At 58.1% G+C, this 1,786-nt stretch carries 1 protein-coding gene; it reads left to right on the top strand.

Annotation, left to right across the window (positions count from 1 at the left end; genetic code table 11):
• Positions 1 to 14: 14 nt before the first annotated feature.
• Positions 15 to 1,786, top strand: a 1,772-nt coding sequence (locus AWB78_RS42375; protein ID WP_062613251.1) for a B12-binding domain-containing radical SAM protein, incomplete at its 3' end; no start/stop codon positions are given.

Here is a 1,786-nt window from a genome sequence, read left to right as displayed (position 1 = left end):
CTACAGAGCAGACCATGGACACGATCTACTCGATTGCTGACGGTTTCCGATTCTCTCTCGTCCTCATCAAGCCGACCCATTACGACGACGACGGCTACCCGATCCAGTGGCTCCGCTCGGTCATGCCTTCCAATACACTCGCCTGTATGTATGCGCTCGCTGATGACGCGCGAAAGCGAAACCTGCTGGGCCCTGGCGTCCATTTTGAGATCGAAACATGCGACGAGACCAACCAGCGGGTGTGGCCAGAGCGCATCATTCGTGACCTGAAGGCAAAGGGCGGGAAATCGATGATTGGTCTGGTCGGAGTCCAGTCGAACCAGTACCCGCGCGCACTCGACCTCGCCCGCCAATTCCGTGCCGCAGGCTTGCCGGTTGCGATCGGTGGCTTCCACGTTTCTGGCTGCATCTCCATGCTGCCCGAGATGCCCGCTGAGCTTAAGGAAGCGCAAGCCATGGGTGTGGCGCTCTTCGCTGGAGAGGCCGAGGAACAGCGTTTTGATGAGGTCCTTCTCGACGCGTGGATTGGCGCAATGAAGCCCTTGTACAATTTCATGGACGATTTACCCACGCTCGAAGGGGCGCCCCAGCCCTTCTTGCCGCGCAAGCATATCGAACGCACGGCAGGTACCTATACCTCGGTTGACCTCGGTCGTGGCTGCCCGTATCAGTGCTCGTTTTGCACCATCATCAATGTGCAGGGGCACAAGAGTCGCTTTCGCACCCCCGACGATCTCGAAAAGATCATCCGCGAGAACGCAACGCAGGGCATCGACCGGTTTTTCGTCACGGACGATAATTTCGCCCGCAACCACGACTGGGAAATCCTTCTCGACCGCATCATCGAACTTCGGGAAAAGGAAGGCATTCACTGCGGCTTCACGATCCAGGTCGACACGCTCTGTCACAAAATTCCAAACTTCATCGAGAAGGCAACGCGCGCGGGTGTGCGTCGCGTGTTCATCGGGCTTGAGAATATCAATCCCGAGAATCTGATCGCGGCCAAGAAGCGCCAGAACAAGATCACCGAATACCGCGCCATGCTGCAGAAGTGGCGCGCCCACGGCGCGATTACCTACGCTGGCTATATCATCGGATTCCCGGCAGACACGAAAGAATCGATCCTGCGCGACATCGAGATCATCAAGCGTGAATTGCCAATCGACATTCTCGAATTCTTCATGCTCACCCCGCTTCCGGGCTCCGAGGATCATCAGACGATGGTAAGGAACGGAGAATGGATGGACCCGGACATCAACAAATACGACACCAACCACCGGGTCACGCACCACCCGAAAATGTCGGACGCTGAATGGGAAGAAGCGTATCGGTGCGCCTGGAGCGCGTTTTACTCGTACGAGCACATCCGCACGATCGTCAAGCGGGCAGCGCAGATCCCGAACGGCCGACCGAAGACGATCATGCGCACAATCGCCTGGTTCAGACTGATGATCGAACACGAGGGTGTGCATCCGCTCGAAGGGGGAGCCCTGCGAATGAAACACCGCCGTGACCGCCGTTGGGGGCTACCGGTCGAATCGCCGCTTCGCTTCTATCCGCGCTACTGGAATGAGACCGTTGTCAAGATGGCAAAGTATCTGCGCTTCTACCTCAGGACAGAGGCGACCCTCAGGGAAGTCATGAAGGCGTCGGAACGTTACGCCTACACGGATATCGCCATCACGCCGCTGCAGGAAGAGGAGTTCGAGCAGCTTGGACTCTTTCACGCCACGAGCGGCGGCGAGGCAGCGCTGGCTGTCCACCACCGGCGTATTGCCATCCGGTC

The sequence above is a fragment of the Caballeronia calidae genome (assembly GCF_900044055.2).
In the GTDB taxonomy this organism is placed as follows: Bacteria; Pseudomonadota; Gammaproteobacteria; order Burkholderiales; family Burkholderiaceae; genus Caballeronia; species Caballeronia calidae.
This window is presented reverse-complemented; position numbering and strand designations above follow the sequence as displayed.